This is a genomic window from Pseudomonas sp. DVZ6, from assembly GCF_024259445.1.
Taxonomy (GTDB): domain Bacteria; phylum Pseudomonadota; class Gammaproteobacteria; order Pseudomonadales; family Pseudomonadaceae; genus Aquipseudomonas; species Aquipseudomonas peradeniyensis.
Map to the genome: position 1 here is coordinate 84,038 of NZ_JANCLM010000002.1, position 18,957 is coordinate 102,994.

The window sequence follows — 18,957 nt, forward strand, 5'->3', positions numbered from 1 at the left end:
AGTGTTCATGCTGACAATTACCACGGTCGAGGAGTTGACCGCCGCACAGTTAGACGATGTGATTCACGCCCGCACACTGGGCATCCTGATCAAAGGCTTCGCACCCGCCGATACCGTGGCACTGGCCCTGGAGCGCCTGAGCCATCACGAACTGCGCGGCGCCTTCAGCGAACAGACCGAGTTCGTGCGCCTGGGCAAGGCCTATATCGAGATCAAGGACGAAGCCAGCCGCGCCGAGTATCACGGCCAGGCCATCGGCAACATCCGCAAGATCCGCAGCGCCTTCGGCCCGCTGGCGTCGCCCATCGATCACCTGCGCCTGCTGCTCGACGAGGTCTGGCCCAAGGGGGCGCGGCTGCTGGATGTGAACGGGCAGAAGTGCTTCGTCGGCATTGCCCGCTTCCAGGGCAACAATGTCGACCTCACGCCGCATACCGACGACCTGGCGCGCAACGCCCCGGCCGACCACCAGCCGCGGCTGCTCACCCAGCTGTCGACCAACATCTACCTGCAGATCCCCGAGGACGGCGGCGAGCTGGAGATCTGGAACCTGCACCCGGACGAGGCCGAGTACCAGCGCCTGCGTGGCCAGCGCGCCTACGGCATCGAGCGCCACCTGCTGCCGCCGCCGGACCTGGTGGTCAAGCCCGAGCCGGGCGACCTGATCTTCCTCAACCCGCGGCTGATCCACGCGGTGCGCCCTTCGGCCACCAGCACCCGGGTCACCCTCGGCGTATTCATCGGTTATTTCGGCGACGACCAGCCTTTGGCCTACTGGAGCTAAGCGACATGAGCAATGTGGAAGCGATCAACCTCAAAGCCTATTTCAACAAGGGTGGCGAAGAACTGGACTTCACCGGCAAGCGCTGCGTGCTGGCAGTCAGCGTGGGCCAGGAATACCACGAGGAGCACAAGCTCAGCTCCACCGTGCACCTGATCAACAAATCCGGCTTCAGCCAGGTGAAGGTGGTGGTGGCCGACACCCTGCAGCGCCACAACAAGCACGGCAAGTCGCCGGGCGAGGCGCTGTCGGCGTCGATCCGCGACGGCGACGCGTGGTTGGCGCGCAATCGCAAGTACCTGGCCGGGCTCGAGGCGCCGGTGCGCATCAGCCGCTGGAACCAGGAGCTGGCCTCGGACCGCTACGCCGAGCTGCGCCAGCAGGTGAACCAGCTGTACCGCGACAGCGAGGACCTGCGCGGCGCCATCGAGGCGACCATCGGCGTGTTCATCGAGCGTTTGCGATTGCGCGACCCCGAGGCGGACCTGGAGCGCGCTGCCGCCCAATGTCGTGAGTACATCCTCGAGGAGGTGCCGATCATCCTGCCGCAGTGGGCCGAGGAGGGGTACGACTACGTGATCTACCCGCAGCAGATGACCGATGCCATGGCCACCGCCCGGCGCCTGCTGGTCGAGCCGCACGCGCCGGAGCGGGTGCACTGGTTGCCGCTGAAGTTCAAGAAGCGCGGCATCCCGATTCCCTTCACCCTGCCAGGAGCGGCGCATCCGGCCTGGGCCGCCAGCGCCATTGCCATCTGAACCTTAGGGTTTGTACGAAAAGTAGCCGAGCGGCGATCAGGCAAGGCGAAAACAGGCGAGGAAGCGGAGTTGACTGGTTGTCAATGAGCATTCCGAGCCTGTTTTCAACGCAGCATGATCGTCGCGCAGGCACTTTTGTACAAAGCCTAGCAACCCCGGCCCCACGCCACACGGATGATGGCCTTCACTCTGAAATCCGGAACAGGAGTTTCCATGGGCGTTTTTGCGCAACAGCAACGCAAATGGTGGGCTTTGCTCGGTGTGAGCATCGCCAGTTTTCTCGGCTGCGTCGACTTCACCATCGTCAATACCGCGCTGCCGGCGCTGCAGGCCGACCTCGGCGCCTCGGTGGACAGCCTGCAGTGGGTGATCAACGGCTTCATCCTGGCGCTTTCCAGCGCCATGGTGCTGGTCGGCCGGCTGGCCGACCTGAAAGGCCGCCGACGGGTGCTGAATATCGGGCTGGGAGTGTTCGGACTGGCCTCGCTGGCGGCGGGGCTGGCCACCGGCATCGACACCCTGGTGGCGGCCCGGGTCGCCCAGGGCCTGGCCTGCGCGGTGCTGTACACCGCGTCGGGGGCGATCGTCGCGGCCACCTTCGCCAGCGAGGAGCAGGGCAAGGCCTTCGGCGTGCTGTTCGGGGTCAACGGCATTGGTCTTGCCGCGGGGCCGGTGCTGGGCGGGCTGATCACCAGCGCCTTCGGCTGGCAGTGGATCTTCCTGGTCAACGTGCCGTTCGTGCTGCTGAGCCTGGCGATCATCGCCGTGGCGGCGGACGAGTCGCGGGCCGGCGAGGAGGGCGCGCGGCTCGACTGGCTGGGCGCGCTGCTGTTGCTGGTGGGCTTGCCGAGCCTGGTGCTGGTGATCGTCCAGGGCGCCGCTTGGGGCTGGACCTCGGCCAATACCTTGGGCCTGCTGGCGGTGGCGCTGCTCGCCTTGCTGGTCTTCGTTGGGGTCGAGTTGCGGGTCGATGCACCGATCATCGACCTGCGCCTGTTCGCCAACCGCCGTTTCGTCGCGGCGGTCACCGCCAGCTTCGGCCTGGCGGTGTTCTATTGCGTGGCATTCTTCGTCATGCCGCTGTACCTGGCGTTGATCCGTGGCGAGAGCGTGCAGGCCAGCGGCCTGCTGTTGTTGCCGACAACGCTCGGGGTGGCGTTGCTGTCGCCGCTGGTGGGCCGCCTGGTGGACCGCAAGGGCCCGGCGCTGCTGGTGCAGGCCGGGCTGCTGTTGTTCGTGCTGTCCGCCGTACTGCAGGCAGCATTCGGCGAGCACACCTCGCTGGTGCATCTGTTGGGCGCCTTCGCCGTAATGGGGCTGGGTTGGGCCTGCATCCTCGGACCCTCGACGGTGCTGGGGATCTCGTCGGTGCCGCAGCAGGTGAGCTCGGTGGCCATGGGCTCGCTGATGACCCTGCACAATGTCGGCGGTGGGCTAGGGCTGGCGGTGGGGGTAGGGTTGTACCGGGCGGTGGCCACCGATACGTTGTCCGCCGCCAGCGGCGTGCCCGTGCAGACCGACTGGCTGGCCCGGGCGGCGGCTGCCCCGGAGCAGGGTGCGACCTTGTTGGCCGAGCATCTGGGGCAGGGCGACGATGTCCTGCAGGGCTGGGTGCATGCCGCGTTCCTCGACGGTTACCAGGCGCTGATGGTGTTCCTCGCCGTCAGCCTGTTGCTGGTCTGGGGTGGCGTGACCCTGCTGCTGCGAGCGAAGAAGGCAACCGTACCCGCCCAGGAGCCCAGCCATGGCAAGGCGTGACGGCCGCCTGCGGCTGGGCGCCTTTCTCTCCGGCGCCGGCGCTCACGCCGGCAGTTGGCGACATCCGCAGGCCGACGCCGATGCCTCGATCAACTTCGAGCGCTACCGGCAGTACGCCCAGACCCTGGAGCGCGGGCGTTTCGACGCGCTGTTCCTCAACGACAACGTCGCCGTCGGCGAGCTGGACCCACGGGTGCTGCGCAGCAGCGCCTACAGCCTGCGTTGGGATCCGCTGACCTTGCTGCCGGCGCTGGCGGTGGTAACCCGCCATATCGGCCTGATCGCCACCGCCAACACCAGTTTCAACGAGCCGTACAACATTGCCCGCACATTTGCCTCCCTCGATCACTTGTCCGGTGGCCGCGCCGGCTGGAACCTGGTGACCGCGCTGATCGGTGGCGAGAACTTCAACCAGGGGGCGCACCTGCCCCATGCTGATCGTTACGCCCGCGCCGAGGAGTTCTTCGATGTGGTCACCGGGCTCTGGGACAGCTGGGCGGACGATGCCTTCCCGCTGGACAAAGCCTCCGGTACCTGGCTGGAGCCTGCGCGCATGCGGGTGCTCGACCACCAGGGCGAGCATTTTCGCGTACAGGGCCCCTTGAATGCGCCAAGGCCGCTGCAAGGCTGGCCAGTGATTGCCCAGGCCGGTTCCTCGCAGGCCGGCCGGGCGCTGGCGGCGCGCAGCGCCGAATTGGTGTTCACTGCCCAGCAGACCTTGAACGAGGGCCGGGCGTTCTACGCCGACATGCACCAGCGCCTGGCCCTGGCCGGGCGGGAGCCGGAGTCGTTGCTGGTGTTTCCGGGCCTGGCACCGGTGGTGGGGCGCACAGCCAGCGAAGCCCAGGAAAAGCACGAGCAACTGCAGGCGCTGGTGGATCCGGAGGCGGCGCTCAAGGCGTTGTCGTTCCTGCTGGACATCGGCATCGACCTGGAGCAGTTGCCGGCGGATGCCCCGGTGGTGCTGCCGGACCCTTTGCCGTTGACCGAGCGGCACCAGAGCCGCCAGCAGTTGGTGGTGGACCTGATCCGCCGCGAACGGCCCACCGCCAGGCAGTTGCTGGCCAGGCTCGGCGCGGGCGGGCACCGGCTGCTGGTGGGCACGCCGGGGCAGATCGTCGAGGAGATGGCCTGCTGGTTCGAGGAGGGGGCAGCGGATGGCTTCAACCTGCTGTTTACCCACCTGCCGGGTGGGCTGGATGATTTTGTCGGGCAGGTGGTGCCCGAGTTGCAGCGGGTGGGGTTGTTCCGGCGCGAGTACGAGGGGCGCACGTTGCGGGAGAATCTGGGGTTGCGGTATGTGCCCAATCGCCATTTTTCGAACTGAGCATGGCACCTGTGGGAGCGGGCTTGCCCCGCGATGGCGTCATTAGCGAAGTGACGCTATCGCGGGGCAAGCCCGCTCCCACGAATACTTGTACTGACCCGGAGGGGCAGCTCAACCCCGCTGATCGAAGAAATGCCCCATCAGCTGCAACAACGGCCGCCGCCGGTTCTTCACCGCGAACTCCCACTCATGGGTCTGCGACGGCGCATGGCCGACCTCATGCTCGCTCAGCAGCTTCTGCACCTGGGCCAACCGGTACCACGGCACCGAGGGGAAGGCGTGGTGGACGATATGCAGGTTGAAGTTGAGGATCACATAGCGCGACCACAGCGGCAGGTCCTTGCAGTCATGGGACACGCCGTCCTGCTCCCAGAACTGCAGGCGGTCGGCGTCCCGCGCAAGCAACGGCGCCTCGGCATGGTGCGGCAGGTTGAGCAGCTCGACCATGAAGAACAGGAATACCCAGGTGATCCCGTAGAACAGCACCAGGTCCAGCAGGTGCCCCAGGCTCCAGGCCAGCACGGCCGCCGCCAGGTACCCGGCCAGGTACAGGCGGGCGAAGCGGATCTCCTTGAGAATCCTCGGCGAACTGTCGCCCTTGGCCCGGGCAATGAACGGCGCGCGCCAGTTGAGCAGGAAATGGTTGGCGGCGATCATCGGGATCCAGTGCTTCCAGACGAACTCCAGGGTGCGCTCCTGCTTTTTCGTCATCACCGAGAAGCGCTCGATCATGCCGCGGTTCTCCGGGTCGTTCACCGGGTGCGCGGTCCAGGTGTGGTGGGCCATGTGGAAGCGCCGACGGACCAGGAACGGCAAGGCGATCAGCCAGCCGTCGCAGTGGCCGATGAAGTCGTTGAGCCGACGGTTGGCCGAGGCGGCGCCGTGGGTCGCCTCGTGCATGATCAGGTAGAGCTGCACGGTGGCCAGGCCTGCCAGCGCCAGGCCCAGCAACTGCAGGGCGGTGGAGTCGGCGAGCCACAGGTTCCAGGCCACCGCCAACAACAGCAGGTCGGCGACCCAGAGCATCACGGTCCAGGGTTCCCGGGCGCCGTCGGGGATCTGTTTTCTTACACTAAGCCATTGGTCCTTGGTCACTTGCAAAAACTCCGATCGGTTAGCTGGCGGCCCGGGAAGCCGGGGCTGCGGGAAGGCTGCAGAGGTTGTTGGCCAGGTGCGCGTAGGCCAGGTCGAAGCGGGCGATGTCGTCGTCGAAGCCGTGGCTGCGCGGCGCCACGTCGAAGTCCTGGAACACCAGCTGGAGGCAGTCGTAGCGCGTGCCGTTCTCCAGGTGCCAGGCCGGCAGGTAGGCGGTGATGGCAAAACCCAGGCGGCGCAGGCTGGCCAGCAGTTCGAGCTTGTCGGCCAGGATCACCAGGCTGACGTACTCGGCCTGCGCATGTTGGCGCAGCAGTGCGCCCAGTTCCGCCAGCACGGCTTGGCTTGACAGGTAGCAACCGCACTGGCCCGACAGCATCAGCGCGCGGGCCTTGGGATCGTGGGTGTAGCTGAGCTGGCCATGGCGTTCGGCGCCGGTGGGGCCGCTCAGGAAGGTCTCCGGGTAGCTGCCGGGGGTGACGCCGAGCCGAAGGGCGGGGTAGAGCAGGCGGCGGACGAAGTCGGCGGCGCGGGTGGTCACGTACCAGGGCGCAACATGGACAAAACCGGCCTGGAGCACCGGCTGGATGGCGGTCAGGTGATATTCGCGCAGGCCGTCGACCGTGTCCGGGCCGCCGTCATGCCCCACCAGCACGGCGGGGCGGATCTTGTTCATGACGCTGTGGCTTGCGATGTTGCGGGTGATGTAGAAGCCCAGTTCCACGGGCTCGGGCCGGTGGGTCTCGAAGCCCAGGCGGATCAGGCTGGAGATGGCGCCGGTCCTTCGCGCATCGGGGTGGATGACCCCGTGGCAGACTTCCCACGAGCGGTTCCAGGGGCGACGGGCGATGCAGCAGCAACCGAGCAGTTGGCCCTGGGCCTCGGCAACGAACCACTGTTGTTGCCCACTGCCCATGGAGTAGTGGATATAGCCCGGGTTCTGGCAGGGGTGGGTGGTCTGCCCATACACCTGCTGGAACAGCGCGGCGAGGGCTTCGATATCGGCGGGGCTGGCCGGGCGATAACGCAGTGATTCGGTTTCCGGCAACGGCGCAACTGCCGTTTGCGGCGAACGGGTCGCAGTCATGACGCACCTTTTGTCTTTATTGAAGGCGAACGAATGCAGTGACCGCCCAAGGCGGGTCACAGGCACGTGGCGGGGTGGGTGCAGGGGTCAGTGACGGGGATGTCGTCGCAGGTCGGCGCGGCTGGGTGATGTGTGTAGAGGGTGAGGCGAGGGTGCGTCATCCGTGAGCATGGCCATCATACGACTCCTGTACATGGCGGGTTCTTGTCCAAGGCCAGCGGAAATCCTTGCCGCTGCCAGGAAACGGACTATAGAGCCACGCCATGGGCCGTCAAACGGGGGGCGACCGGTGTCTGCAACGCGGTGCCCCGTCACGGTACCGAGGCGGCGGGCAGGCCCGCCCCCTGTTTTTCGGCACGCAAGGTCCCCAGGTGACACGCTGTAGGAACAGGCTTACATACAAGTGGCCGTATGGATGACTCTGCGTTCAGATATCGCTGCCCTTGAGGCGGGCAAGGCCGCTGTCGCGCTCGGGCATTGCATGGCCCTGCAGCCGCTCCGGCAGGGGCTGCCCAGCCGTGCTGTAGACCTTGGTGTGACTGCCCAGGCCGTCGATCAGGGGGCCTTGCAGCGGGGATCGGCTTGGCGGTTTGTTGCGAGACTTGAGGTCAGCGATCACCTCGTCGAGCAAGGCGTCGATCTGTGCGCTGTCCTGATGATGGGCAGTGGTGATCAGGTGCGCGGTGTCGCCCGAGGTGGCCAGGCAATGGCGTTTCCACACGCTGGCCGAGGGGCAGGGGAACACCACGGTGATCGAGTTGGGGTTGCGCCAGGCCTCGATGCCGGCCGCCCGCAGCCGGTCCACCGCGTGCTGGGCCAGATCCAGGCAGCGCTGGATGCGTGCGCGCCAGTCCTCCCGCGACCGGCTGCACAGGGCGGCCCACATCAGCAGTGGCGTGTGACCATTGCGCGAGCCGCTGATGGTCTGGTCGCGGGCGCTGATGTAGTCGATTTCCACCGAGATGCGCTCGACGTTGCCACGCCGCGCCACGACGATGCCGCAGGGCATCGGCGAGCCGATCATCTTGTGTCCGGAGACGCAGATCGAGTCGATGCCGTCGGCGAACGAGTAGGGCTCGGGGGCGTCGACGAAGGGCAGGATCATGCCGCTCAGGGCCGCGTCGGCATGCAGGTAGTAGTCCTCGCGGCGGATGCCGGCCCGGGCCAGGCGTTGCTGGATGGTGGCGATGTTGTCGGTGGCGCCGCGCAGGGTGGTGCCGATATTGGCGAAGATGATCGGGTGGCGCTCGCCGTCGGCGGCGATCCGCGCGACCAGGTCGTCGTAGTCCATCTCGCCGTTGGCCTGGGACTCCACCACTTGGGCCTTGATGCGCAGCAGGCGGACGATCTTGGCCACCGAGTAGTGGGTGTCCTTGGAGTAGTAGAGGGTGGCGGCGGGGAACAGCTCGCGGGCCAGGTAGCAGCCGAACATGTTGCCTTCGGTGCCGCCGTTGGTGACGTAGCCCCAGCTGTCCTCGAACGGGATGTGGAACAGCTCGGCGAAGTAGCGCATCACCTCGCGCTCGAAGTCGAAGGAGTTGAGCAGGTAGTTGCTGGGCTCGTTCCAGTCGCCGCAGTTGTTGATGGAAAAGCGCATGAAACGGTGCAGCAGGCTGTAGTCGAAGTCGGCTGACTCGGGGTAGCCGACATTGAAGTACTGGTGGGTGAGGCAGTATTGCCAGAAAGCCTCGAGACGCTTGTGGTTGGCGGGTGAGAATGTCATGTCCAGCTCCATGGTGCGCGCTCGGCCAGCCAGGGCCGAGCGCGGTGCGGGTGAAAGTCCTTGTCAGTGCCGCATCAGGCTCAGGCGGCCAGGGTGGCGCCGCCGTCGACCACGATATCCTGCAGGGTCACGTGGCCGGCCTGCTCGGAGGCCAGGAACAGCACCACATTGGCGATGTCGTCGGGCGTGGCGATCTTGCCCAGCGGCACGCCGAGCTTGAACTGCCCGGGCAGGCCGTCGACCAGCTGGCGCTCGAGCGCCGGGTCGCCGAGCATGCCGGCGAGCATCGGCGTGCGCGTCGAGCCCGGCGAGACCACGTTGCAGCGCACGCCATAGGGCGCCAGTTCCAGGCCCACGCAGTGGCTCAGGCTGACCAGAGCGGCCTTGGAGGCGCAGTAGGCGGCCATGTTCAGGCGCGGCACGTGGGCGGCGTTGGAGGCGACATTGACGATGGCGCCGCGGCGCTGGCGGCGGAACACCGGGGTCCACTGGCGCATCAGGTAGAACGGCGCGCTCACGTTGACATCCAGGCAGCGCTGCCAGTCCTCGCAGGACACTTCGTCGCTGCGCCCCAGGCGCAGCACGCCGGCGACATTGACCAGCACATCGAGGTACTGCGCCTGCTCCTTGAGGCGGTCGCAGACCCGCTGCACATCGGCCGGGTCGGTCAGGTCGACATGCAGCAGCGGGAACGGCACGTCGGCCTCCTCGCAGTCCAGGCCGATGACCTCGGCGCCTTCGTCGAGAAACTGTTGCGCCACGCAGCGGCCAATGCCGCTGGCGGCACCGGTGACCAGCACGCGCCGGCCGGTGAAACGGGCCATGGCCATCAGGCGGCACCCCGCGCTTGCACCAGCGACCACCAGCCATCCAGGGTCGGCGCGTTGGCCAGCTCCTCGAAGCTGACGGCGATGCCGCGCTGCTTGAGCTCGGCGGCCAGCTTCATCACCTGCAGCGAGTCCAGCCCGTAGAAAATCAGGCTTTCCTGCGGGTCGAGGTCGCTGTCGTCCTCGATCATCTGGCGCACCCGGCCGTGCAGCCAGTCACGGGTGGTTTCGCCCGCGGGCTGGGTCAGCAGGGTGGCGGTGTCGGTCACATGGCCGCAGCGGGTGGCCACGTACTTCAGGGCCAGACGGTGCTCCTCCTCGGAGAAGTCGGCCACCGCATCGCCCACCAGGAAGGCCTGGATATCGTTCATGAAGGCGTCGGCGGCGGTGATCATGCAGCCGATATGAGCGTACACGCCACCGATCAGCAGCTGGTCACGCTGCCAACCGCGCATGCGCTCGAGCAGGTCGGAGCGCTGGAAGGCGCTGTAGCGCCACTTGGTCAGCACGGTATCGCCCGGCTGCGGCGCCAGGGCGTCGATGATCGGTTGCTGCTCGGGGCTGGCCGCCGGCAGGCCCGGGCCCCACATGGCGTTGAGCAGGGCGCGGTCCTCGGGCGGCTGTTCATGGGGCTGGGCGGTGTAGACCACCGGGATGCCCTGCTTGCGGGCCCACTGGATCAGCCGCGACAGGTTGTCCACCAGGGCGGTGAGCAGGGCGCCGTCGGGCTGGTAGAAACGCAGGAAGTAGCGCTGCATGTCGTGGATCAGCAGCACGGCGCGGGCCGGGTCGGGCTGCCACTGGGTCTTGTTGGCCGGGTAGCTGGCCCGCTGTGGCATGGCATAGTCGTGGATGGTTGGAATGGTCATGTCGGGTCCTTGGACGGTCAGGCGGTCGGGGCGACGGCGAGCAGCGCGCGCAGTTGCTTCTTGTCGATCTTGCCCACTGCGGTCAGCGGCATGGCGTCGATCAGCCGGATCCGGTCCGGGAGCTTGTACTCGGCGATGCCCAGGCCCATCAGGTGACGGCGCAGGGCAATCGGCTTGAGCTGCGGATTGCGCGAGACGATGAAGGCGCAGCTCTTTTCGCCGAGCAGGTCGTCGGGCAGCGCCACCAGGGCGGCGTGGGTCACGTCCGGGTGCATGACGATCAGGTTCTCGATCTCTTCCGAAGCGACCTTTTCGCCGCCGCGGTTGATCTGGTCCTTGACCCGGCCAACCACCCGCAGGTTGCCGTCGGCGCTGCGCTGGACGATGTCGCCGGAGTGGTAGAAGCCGTCCTGGTCGAACACCTGGGCGTTGTGCTCGGGGCTTTTATAGTAGCCGCAGAAGGTGTAGGGGCCGCGGGTGGCGAGCATGCCCGGCTCGCCGTCGGCGACCGGCTGGCCCTGTTCGTCGAGGATGCGCACTTCGTCCAGCTCGCTTATCGGCCGGCCCTGGGTGGTGAACACCTGCTCGTCGCTGTCATCCAGGCGGGTGTAGTTGACCAGGCCCTCGGCCATGCCGAACACCTGTTGCAGCCTGCAGCCCAGCACCTCGGGGACCTGCCGGGCCAGGGCCTCGGCGAAACTGGCGCCGCCGACCTGCAGCAGGCGCAGGCTGCGCAGCTTGGCGGCGTGCCCGGGGGCGGCCTGCAGCCACAGGGCCACGGCGCTGGGCACCAGGGCGGCCATGGTCACGGCATGGCGCTCGATCAGGGCGAAGCAGTTGAGCGGCTCCGGGTTGGTCGCCATGACGATGCAGCCGCCGGCGTGCAGCACGCCCAGGCCACCGGGGGAACTGAGGGTGTAGTTGTGCGCCGCGGGCAGGGCGCAGAGAAAGCGCGTGGCGCTGTCCAGGGCGCAGATCTGCGCGCTGGCGCGCACGCTGTAGGCGTAGTCGTTGTGGGTGCGCGGAATCAGCTTGGGAGTGCCGGTGCTGCCGCCGGACAGCTGGAACAGCGCCACTGCGCCGGCTGGGCTGGGCGCGTAGTGGGTGCCGCGCACATCGGCGCTGGCGCTCCAGTCGTCGAGGGCATCGAGCATCAGCGTCAGCTTCGGGCGCAGGCCTTCCTTGGCCAGGTCGTCGAGGAACGCGTCGTTGCGGAACACCTCGTGCTCGGCCGAGGCGATCAGCAGGGCGGGGTGGATCTGCCGGGCAAAGGCGCCCAGCTCGTGCTGGCGGTGGCTGTAGAGCGCGTTGACCGGGGCGATGCCGGCCTTGAACAGGGCGAACAGCACGATGTAGAACTCGGCGACGTTGGGCAGCTGCACCAGCGCCGTATCGCCCTGGCCCAGGCCGTGGGCGGCCAGGCGCGAGGCCAGGTTGGAGGCGCGCCGGTCCAGTTCGCCGTAGCTGATGCGGCGCTCGCCGCAGAGGATCGCCGGTGCTTGTGGCTGCGCGGCGGCGCGCTCGATCAGCAACTGGCTGAGCGGCTGGTCGTTCCAGTAGCCGGCGGCGCGATAGCGCTGCGCCCGGTCCGCGGGCCAGGGGGTGAATTCGATAGTCATGGGAATCTCGGAAAACGGGATTGAGGTCAATGGTCCAGGCCGCAGGCTCGCAGCATGGTGCCGAGCTTGGTCTGTACTTCGTTCCATTCGGTGTCGGGGCTGGAGGCCTCGACGATGCCGGCGCCGGCGAACAGGCGCACGCGCTGGCCGTTGAAGGTGCCGCAGCGGATGGTCACCACCCACTCGCCGTTGCCCTGGGCGTCGCACCAACCGACCATGCCGGTGAACAGGCCGCGCTCGAAGGGCTCGACGAAGCGGATCAACTGGCGAGCCCGCTCGGTGGGATAGCCGCACACGGCGGGGGTCGGGTGCAGGCGGCAGGCCAGTTGCAGGGCGTCGATATCGGCCGTGGCCAGTTCGCCCTCGATGCGGGTGGACAGGTGCCACAGCGCGGCGGTGCTGATCAGCGACGGTCGCTCGGGGACCTGCAGGCGGCTGCACAGTTCGCCGACGCGCTGGGCGATGTCCTCGGTGACCAGGCGGTGCTCGTAGTGGTCCTTCTCCGACGCCGCCAGCCATTGCGCATTGCTGCGGTCGGCCTCGGGGTCGGCCATGCGCCGCACGGAGCCGGCCAGAGGATTGCTGACGAACGCCGTGCCTTGCTTGTGCACCAGCAGCTCCGGGCTCACACCCAGCAGGGTGGCGCCATCGGCCAGGGGCACGCGGAAGTGGTAGCCCTCGCGGTTCAGTGCTTTCAGGTTGGCCTGCACCTGTGCCGGGTCCACGGGTGCGGCAAAGTGCAGTTCACGCTGCACCGAGAGCACGGCCTTGCGCACATCGCTGTGCTGGAAGTTGACGATGGCGTGGCGCACGGCGCGCTTGAAGCCGTGTTCGTCGGGGATGTTGGCCTGGCTGAGCAACGCCGGCAGTGCGCCGGCCTGGGCGGGAGCCGCGGTGCGCGCCTGCCAGGCATAGGCCTGGGGGACGTACAGGCTGCAAGCCTGGGTGGTGTCGAAAGGGATGGCGCCGACCACGATCGGGTTGTCCTGCCCCGCCTGGCGGGCGCGTTCGAAGGCCTGGTCGATGCTGCGCCGCAGTGCGCCGCCGGCCAGATGGCTTCCTTGCGCCGGGGTGTCGATACGCTCGCGCAGACCGCTGACGCTCAGTTCGCGGTCGCCGGATGTGAATGAAAAGCTCGAGTCCTCTTGGCTGAGCGGCACGGTGTCCCTGTCTTGCAAACGCAGGGTGCCTGTCTTCATGGGTAGCCTCCTTGGCGATGGGTGAGAAAGAAAACCTTGAAATATAATCATTCTCGTTAGTAAATATGAGGACGCGAAACACATGGATTTGTCAACCACGCGGGTAAGCGATGAGAGAGTTAACTTCGATGCAGGCCGCCTGTTGGATCGGGCGGGATGCACATGCGGCACTGGGTGGCGTCAGCGCTCACCTGTATGCCGAGTTCGATGGCCAGGCCATCGATGTGGCGCGCCTGACGGGCGCACTTGAGGGGCTGTACCGGGCGCATTCGATGCTCAGGCTGCGCATCGACGGGCAGGGGCGGCAGAGCATCGACGAGGCGCTGTGCGCCCAGCTCGAGCTGGAGGATTTCAGCCACCTGGACGGGCCGGCCGTGGAGCGGCGCCTGTTGGAGAAACGTCGCCAGTGGAGCCACCAGCGCCTGGACCTGAATGCCGGCCAGGGCGCACGCTTTGGCCTCAGCCTGCTGCCGGGCAATGCCAGCCGGCTGCATGTGGACACCGACATGATCGCGGTGGACCCGTCGAGCTTCCGGGTACTGATGGAAGACCTGGCCCGGCTGTACGACACCCCTGGAACCGTGCTGCCGACCACGCCGAGCTACTTCGACTGGCTGGACCAGGTGCGTGCCGATGCCGACCTGCGCGCCGCCCGCAGCCGTGACCGCGGCTGGTGGCGAGCACGCCTGGCGCATATCGCCCCGGCGCCCTCATTACCCTTGCTCCCGCCAGGACCGGCGCGCAGCGAGCGCCTTGCCGCCCGGCTCGAACCTGCCCAGTACCGCGCCTTGCAGCAGGCGGCGCGGGCGCAGCGGATCACTTCGTCGGCGTTGCTGCTCGGGCTGTTCGCCAGCGCCTTGGGCGAACACACCGGGGACCGCCGCCTGCGCCTGAACGTGCCGGTGTTCTGGCGCGAGCCGGTGCTGGAGCCGGTGCAACGGATCGTCGGCGAGTTCGCCAACCTGGTGCTGGTCGATGTCGACTTCACCGGCGTCACCAGCCTTGCCGCGCTGTGCCAGGACCTGCACCGGCAATTGGTCGAGCGCCTGGCGCACAGCGCCTATCCGGGCGTGGACCTGATGCGCGACCTGTCGCGCCATCACGGCACGCCGCAACTGGCCCCGGTGGTGTTCACCGCAGGGCTGGACCTGCCCGGTGGCGAGCTGTTCTCCGAGCGCGTGGGCCGGGTGTTCGGGCCGATGGACTGGGTGATCTCCCAAGGTCCGCAGGTGGCACTGGACGCGCAGGTGGCCCAGGTCGATGGCGGCCTGCTGGTCAACTGGGATGTGCGCCTGGACGCACTGCCGGCGGATTGGGTCCAGACGCTGTTCGAGCGCTTCATCGCCTTGGCCGTGGCGGTGGCCGCCGACTCCGGCGCTCTGCACCAGCCATTGGCGATCGAGGCCAGCCGGGATCGCCCTTTGAACGCCCTGCAGCAGGCCTACCTGCTGGGGCGTGGCGAGCATCTGCCGCTGGGCGGCGTGGCCATGCAGGAGTTTCGCGAGTATCGCGGGCGCATGGACCTGGCGCTGCTGCGCAGCCGCCTTACGGACATGGTGCGCCGCCACGACAGCCTGCGCACCCGCATCGACGCCCAGGCGCTGACCCAGTCGGTAAGCGACCAGGTGCAGGTCAACCTGGAGGTGATCGACCTGCACGCCTTGACGGCCGAGCAGGCCCAGGCACAGCTCGACGTTCGTCGTGAGGTCTACGCCCATGCGCTGTCCGACCTTGCCGGGCGGCCCTGGAATGTTACCGCCTTCCAGCTGCCGCAGGGCGAGCTGGTGGTGTTCGTGCGCTTCGATGCGCTGATCCTCGATGGACGCTCCATCGCTACCCTGATGGTCGAACTGTTCGACGGGCACTGCCAGCCGCTGACCGCCAGCGAGCCGACGGCGGCTGTTAACGACCAAAGCGAGGTGCGCAAAGCCGATGCCGAGTATTGGAAGTCAAAGCTGGCAGAGGTTGATGGCGCGCCACGGCTACCGTGGCGCTGCGCTCTGGACAAGGTCGGCGTGGCCCGGTACGCACGCCAGCGTCAGGTGATCCCGGCCCCGGCGTTCAAGGCGCTGAGCCGCGCCGGTGCGCGCGAGGGGCTGTTCAAGAACTCGACGATCATGGCCGTGGTACTGGAAGTGCTCGGCCACTGGCTCGACGAGGGCAGCCTGTGCGTGGCGGTGCCGGTGGCGCCGCCCCAGGACGGCGCGTTCGCCAACCGTTCCAGCTTCATCGCCCTCGACTGGCAACACCGCCTGCCCACGCTCGCCGAGCGCGCCAAGCGCCTGCAGGCCGATGTGCTGGAGGGGCTGCAGCACCTGGCGTTCTCCGGCGTGGACCTGGCCCGCCTGCTGTACGACAGCAACGGCCCGGGCCCGGCACTGCCGGTGGTGTTGACCAATGGCCTGTCCTGGCCGGTGGGCGCGGTCGATGGCCCGATGACCTTGCGCACGGGCCTGACCCAGACGCCCCAGGTGGCCATGGACATCCGCTTCTGCAACACCGCCGAGGGAGGCCTGGCGTTCGAGATCGACTATGCCCGCGAAGCGGTCGATGGCCGCTGGGTCGTACAGTTGCTCGCGGCCCTTGGCCAGGCGGTGGAGCAGTTGGCCGGGCAGGCTGCCTTCGAAATTCATGCACGGCAGTTCATCGACCTTGGTCACTATCGCTTGAACAGTAGTGAGGAACAGGCCGAACCTGTCGACTTCCTCGGGCGCATCGCCCACAACCTGTTCGGCCCGGACAATGGGCGCATTGCCTTGCTGCACGGCGAACGGCGTATCAGCTATGCCGAACTGGGGCAGGGCGTGAATCGCATCGCCGGGGCATTCCAGGCTCGCGGGTTGCGCCCCGGCCAGGTGGTCGCCATCTGCCTGCCACGTGGCCCCGAGCACACCATGACGACCCTGGCCTGCGCCCTGAGCGGGCTGGTCTGGGTGCCGATCGACGCGGCGGCGCCCGAGGAGCGCCTGCGCTACCTGCTGGACAACTGCCTGCCGGCGCTGGTGGTCGACGCAGTCGGTCCACTGCTGGCGAGTCCACCGGCAACGCTGGACCTGACTGGCCTGGCGGCCTTGTCGGCCAGCAGCGCGCCGGCCTACTACCTCTACACCTCCGGTACCACCGGCAAGCCCAAGTGCGTGGTGCTGAACAACCGCGCCACGGCCAACGTCATCGGCAGCACCCTGGCGCAGTGGCAGGTCAGCCGCAATGACGTGTTCATCTCGGTGACCCCGCTGCACCACGACATGTCGGTGTTCGACGTGCTCGGCAGCCTCTGCGCCGGGGCGGCGCTGGTGTTGCCCGAGCCCGGCGAGGAGAAGGACGCGCTGCGCTGGAACCAGCTGGTCAGGCAGCATGGCGTGAGCCTCTGGTGCTCGGTGCCGGCCATCCTCGAAATGCTCCTGGCCTGCCGCCAGGGCGACGGACTGAACAGCCTGCGTCTGCTGGCCCAGGGCGGCGACTACATCAAGCCGGCGGTGATCGCCGAGCTGCGCGAGCAGTTGCCGGCGGCACGGCTGGTGTCCCTTGGCGGGCCGACCGAGACCACCATCTGGAGCATCTGGCACGAGATCGGCGACCAGGACCGCGCCAGGGTGCCCTATGGCCGACCACTGCCGGGCAACCGCTACTGGCTGCTGGACGAGCATGGCGAGCATTGCCCGCAGGGCGTCGCCGGGCGTATTCACACCAGCGGCGTGGGCCTGGCCCTGGGCTACCTGGAGGACGGCGAACTGGTGCAGAACGACTTCGTCAGCGTGCTCGACGAGCACGGCGCGCCGGTACGGGCTTTCCGTACCGGCGACCGTGGCCGCTATCGCGAGGACGGCGTGCTGCTGTTCGACAGCCGGGTCAATGGCTATGTAAAGGTGCGCGGCGTGCGCGTGTCGCTGCCGGACATCGAGATCGAGCTGATCCGCCACCCGGCGGTGCAGCAGGTGCTGGTGGTGGACTATGGCGACACGCAACAGGGCGAGGCCTGCATCGGCGCGCTCTATGTGCGGCGCAACGGCGCGCCGCCCGGCGCCGTGGCGCTACGCGAGCATGCCCGGGCGCTGCTGGCGCAGTCCCACGTGCCCACGCGCTTCGTCGAGGTGGCCGAGTTGCCGTTGACGGCCAACGGCAAGCCGGACCGCCGCCGCGCCCGCGCGTTGCTGGAAGGCGTAACCGAGCAGGCGCCGGCAGCGACGCCCAGTGACCCGCAGCGTTGCGCCCAGGTGCTGGCGATCTACCAGCAGGTGCTCGGTGCCACGCAGCCGGCCTTGGACTTCCTCGCCATGGGCCTGCGCCCGCAGCACCTCAAGCCCCTGGCGGCACACCTGGGCGAGGCCTTTGCGGTGTGCTTGTCGCCCGCACAGTTGCTGGCGTGCCGCACGGTCGAAGACGTCGAGCGCCTGCTCGCCGCCACGCCTGCCTGAATCAACCGCCCTGGGTCGCACCCAGGGCGCCATCCGTAGTTTTTGGGAAATCATCGAGCATATGGACATAGCAACCGTAGACATCGCCGGCATCGGCGTCGGACCGTTCAACCTGGGCCTGGCCGCGCTGCTGTCGCGCCACCCGGAGCTGCGCTGCGCGTTCCTCGAGCGCAAGGCGGAATTTCGCTGGCACGAGGGCCTGCTGCTGCCGGGTACCACCTTGCAGGTGCCGTTCCTCGCCGACCTGGTGACCCTGGCCGACCCTTGCCACCCGTTGAGCTACCTCAACTACCTGCACCAGCACGACCGGTTGTTCCAGTTCTACTACTACGACCACTTCCAGGTGCCCCGGCGCGAATACGATCACTATTGCCGCTGGGCCGCGCGCCAGCTGCCGGCCTGCCACTTCGGCGAGGAAGTCACCGGGGTGCGCTACGATAGCGGCAGCGAGCGCTTCGTCATCGACAGCGTGTCGGTATCGGGCCTGGAGCGGCGCTACAGCAGCCGCGACCTGGCCATCGGCCTCGGTACCCGGCCGTGGCTGCCGGCCTGGGCGCGCGCACGCAGCCAGGCACCGGTGCTGCACTCGGCGGAGTTCGGCAAGCGCCAGGCCGAACTGGAGCAGTGCCGGCGCGTGGTGGTGGTCGGCTCCGGGCAGAGCGCGGCGGAGTGCGTGCTGGCCCTGTTCAATGCGTTGACGCCGCAGCAGGTGGAGGCGGGGGCGTCGATCCACTGGATTACTCGGTCGGGGGGCTTCCATCCCATGGAGTACTCCAAGCTTGGCCAGGAGTGCTTCACCCCGGCCTACATGAACTACTTCCACACCCTGGACCGCGACAAGCGCCGCGAGATCGTCGCGGAGCAGGGCCTGCTGTACAAGGGCATCAGTTTCTCCACCATCGGCGCAATCTACGACCTGATCTACGAGCGTTCCATCGGCGGGCGCGAGCCGGGGCTGACGTTGTTGTCCAACTGCGACGTAGAGACTGTGGAGGACCTGGCCTCGGCGGGCCTGCGCATGACCTTCCGCCACCGCCAACTGGACCAGCGGGCGACGCTGGAAACCGATGCGATTGTCGCGGCGACCGGCTATGCCCATGCCTGGCCGCAGTGGTTCGAGCAGCTCAAGGGCACGGTGCTGGCCACCGACGCGCACGGTGACTGCATCGTCGGTGAGGATTTCACCGCACAGCGTTGCGATGGCGGCAGTGGCCGGGTGTTCGTGCAGAACGCGGAGATCTTCCAGCATGGCGTCGGCTCGCCGGACCTGGGTCTGGGGCCGGTGCGCAATGCGGTGATCCTCAACCAGTTGCTGGGCCGGGCGCAGTACCGGGTGCCGCAGCGGTCGTCGTTCCAGCTCTACGGGTTGCCGCAGGACTGAGCCATGGGGCTGCTTCGCAGCCCTTTCGCGGCACAAGGCCGCTCCTACAGGGGAACGCGTACCTCTCTCTGTAGGAGCGGCCTTGCGCCGCGAAAGGGGCGCAAAGCGCCCCCGGGGT

The 18,957-nt window shown here is 67.7% G+C and carries 13 protein-coding genes; 6 read left to right on the top strand and 7 right to left on the bottom strand.

Annotated elements, in window-relative coordinates; all coding sequences use genetic code 11:
• The first annotated feature begins 7 nt into the window (after positions 1-7).
• The 4 genes from NMG10_RS01815 to NMG10_RS01830 all read left to right on the top strand — a co-directional run bounded on the left by NMG10_RS01815 (position 8) and on the right by NMG10_RS01830 (position 4,624).
• Positions 8-784 carry a 2OG-Fe(II) oxygenase gene (locus NMG10_RS01815; RefSeq protein WP_050705786.1) on the top strand — a complete coding sequence of 259 codons (777 nt, stop codon included), beginning with the start codon at positions 8-10 and terminating at the stop codon, positions 782-784.
• A gap of 5 nt (positions 785-789) precedes the next feature.
• Positions 790-1,539 carry a tRNA-dependent cyclodipeptide synthase gene (locus NMG10_RS01820; protein ID WP_096050126.1) on the top strand — a complete coding sequence of 250 codons (750 nt, stop codon included), beginning with the start codon at positions 790-792 and terminating at the stop codon, positions 1,537-1,539.
• A gap of 213 nt (positions 1,540-1,752) precedes the next feature.
• Entirely contained in the window at positions 1,753-3,297 is a 1,545-nt protein-coding gene (locus tag NMG10_RS01825; RefSeq protein WP_254463654.1) for an MFS transporter, read from the top strand.
• Complete coding sequence (locus NMG10_RS01830) at positions 3,284-4,624, top strand: LLM class flavin-dependent oxidoreductase (RefSeq protein ID WP_254463655.1); 1,341 nt, start codon at positions 3,284-3,286, stop codon at positions 4,622-4,624. Before NMG10_RS01825 ends, NMG10_RS01830 begins: the two co-directional genes overlap by 14 nt.
• Before the next feature lie 111 nt (positions 4,625-4,735).
• Here the strand turns inward: NMG10_RS01830 and NMG10_RS01835 are convergent, their stop codons facing one another.
• The 7 genes from NMG10_RS01835 to NMG10_RS01865 all read right to left on the bottom strand — a co-directional run bounded on the left by NMG10_RS01835 (position 4,736) and on the right by NMG10_RS01865 (position 13,043).
• Complete coding sequence (locus tag NMG10_RS01835; RefSeq protein ID WP_232856204.1) at positions 4,736-5,719, bottom strand: fatty acid desaturase; 984 nt, start codon at positions 5,717-5,719, stop codon at positions 4,736-4,738.
• Between the two features lie 19 nt (positions 5,720-5,738).
• The gene (locus tag NMG10_RS01840) at positions 5,739-6,806 is read right to left on the bottom strand and encodes a GNAT family N-acetyltransferase (RefSeq protein ID WP_254463657.1); all 1,068 of its coding nucleotides are present in this window, start codon (positions 6,804-6,806) and stop codon (positions 5,739-5,741) included.
• Positions 6,807-7,233: 427 nt separating this feature from the next.
• Complete coding sequence (locus tag NMG10_RS01845; RefSeq protein ID WP_274235405.1) at positions 7,234-8,529, bottom strand: histidine decarboxylase; 1,296 nt, start codon at positions 8,527-8,529, stop codon at positions 7,234-7,236.
• An 80-nt stretch (positions 8,530-8,609) separates the two neighbouring features.
• Positions 8,610-9,359: a 2,3-dihydro-2,3-dihydroxybenzoate dehydrogenase gene (gene dhbA, locus NMG10_RS01850; RefSeq protein WP_232856206.1), complete on the bottom strand. Its 750-nt coding sequence runs from the start codon at positions 9,357-9,359 to the stop codon at positions 8,610-8,612.
• Positions 9,359-10,225: an isochorismatase gene (locus tag NMG10_RS01855; protein ID WP_254463659.1), complete on the bottom strand. Its 867-nt coding sequence runs from the start codon at positions 10,223-10,225 to the stop codon at positions 9,359-9,361. Before NMG10_RS01855 ends, dhbA begins: the two co-directional genes overlap by 1 nt.
• 17 nt (positions 10,226-10,242) lie before the next feature.
• On the bottom strand, positions 10,243-11,844 hold the full coding sequence (locus NMG10_RS01860) for a (2,3-dihydroxybenzoyl)adenylate synthase (protein ID WP_254463661.1): 1,602 nt from the start codon (positions 11,842-11,844) through the stop codon (positions 10,243-10,245).
• A 26-nt stretch (positions 11,845-11,870) separates the two neighbouring features.
• A complete protein-coding gene (locus tag NMG10_RS01865) occupies positions 11,871-13,043 on the bottom strand; it encodes an isochorismate synthase MenF (RefSeq protein WP_254463663.1) in 1,173 nt (390 codons plus the stop codon).
• A 128-nt stretch (positions 13,044-13,171) separates the two neighbouring features.
• Here NMG10_RS01865 and NMG10_RS01870 point away from each other — a divergent pair, with 128 nt between their 5' ends.
• Complete coding sequence (locus NMG10_RS01870; protein WP_254463665.1) at positions 13,172-17,458, top strand: amino acid adenylation domain-containing protein; 4,287 nt, start codon at positions 13,172-13,174, stop codon at positions 17,456-17,458.
• 61 nt (positions 17,459-17,519) lie between these two features.
• Positions 17,520-18,839 carry a putative histamine N-monooxygenase gene (gene basC / locus NMG10_RS01875; protein ID WP_254463666.1) on the top strand — a complete coding sequence of 440 codons (1,320 nt, stop codon included), beginning with the start codon at positions 17,520-17,522 and terminating at the stop codon, positions 18,837-18,839.
• Positions 18,840-18,957: the final 118 nt, after the last annotated feature.

Excerpts from the sequence above, each read along its gene's own strand:
- NMG10_RS01815 (WP_050705786.1), top strand. The coding sequence starts at position 8 with ATGCTGACAATTACCACGGTCGAGGAGTTGACCGCCGCACAGTTAGAC.
- NMG10_RS01820 (WP_096050126.1), top strand. The coding sequence starts at position 790 with ATGAGCAATGTGGAAGCGATCAACCTCAAAGCCTATTTCAACAAGGGT.
- NMG10_RS01825 (WP_254463654.1), top strand. The coding sequence starts at position 1,753 with ATGGGCGTTTTTGCGCAACAGCAACGCAAATGGTGGGCTTTGCTCGGT.
- NMG10_RS01830 (WP_254463655.1), top strand. The coding sequence starts at position 3,284 with ATGGCAAGGCGTGACGGCCGCCTGCGGCTGGGCGCCTTTCTCTCCGGC.
- NMG10_RS01840 (WP_254463657.1), bottom strand. The coding sequence starts at position 6,806 with ATGACTGCGACCCGTTCGCCGCAAACGGCAGTTGCGCCGTTGCCGGAA.
- NMG10_RS01845 (WP_274235405.1), bottom strand. The coding sequence starts at position 8,529 with ATGACATTCTCACCCGCCAACCACAAGCGTCTCGAGGCTTTCTGGCAA.
- dhbA (WP_232856206.1), bottom strand. The coding sequence starts at position 9,359 with ATGGCCATGGCCCGTTTCACCGGCCGGCGCGTGCTGGTCACCGGTGCC.
- NMG10_RS01855 (WP_254463659.1), bottom strand. The coding sequence starts at position 10,225 with ATGACCATTCCAACCATCCACGACTATGCCATGCCACAGCGGGCCAGC.
- NMG10_RS01860 (WP_254463661.1), bottom strand. The coding sequence starts at position 11,844 with ATGACTATCGAATTCACCCCCTGGCCCGCGGACCGGGCGCAGCGCTAT.
- NMG10_RS01865 (WP_254463663.1), bottom strand. The coding sequence starts at position 13,043 with ATGAAGACAGGCACCCTGCGTTTGCAAGACAGGGACACCGTGCCGCTC.
- NMG10_RS01870 (WP_254463665.1), top strand. The coding sequence starts at position 13,172 with ATGCAGGCCGCCTGTTGGATCGGGCGGGATGCACATGCGGCACTGGGT.
- basC (WP_254463666.1), top strand. The coding sequence starts at position 17,520 with ATGGACATAGCAACCGTAGACATCGCCGGCATCGGCGTCGGACCGTTC.